General features: G+C 67.5%; 1 protein-coding gene. It reads right to left on the bottom strand.

Features of this window, described 5'->3' with window-relative positions; genetic code table 11:
- A partial coding sequence (locus AC5ZGW_RS47970) for a hypothetical protein (RefSeq protein WP_496114377.1) occupies positions 1 to 243 on the bottom strand: 243 nt, incomplete at both ends.

The following is a 243-nucleotide window of genomic DNA, read 5'->3' as shown; positions in this document are numbered from 1 at the left end:
ATGTACTTGGCGACGCTGGACTGCGCGACCTCGAACCCGAGCTTGAGCAGTTCGCCGTGGATGCGTGGCGCGCCCCACAGCGGATTGTCGACGCTGATCCGCCGGATCAACGCGCGCAGCCTCGTGTCGATCGGCGGCCGCGCTCCGATCGGGCGCGACTTCCAACGCCAATAGCCGCGAAAGCCGGCCCGGTGCCAACGCACGACCGTCTCGGGCCGGATGATCGTGAGGACCTGCAAGATC

The organism is Bradyrhizobium sp. Crot121, from assembly GCF_059512385.1.
Note: the sequence above shows the minus strand (reverse complement) of the source record. Positions and strands in the feature narration are given on the sequence as shown.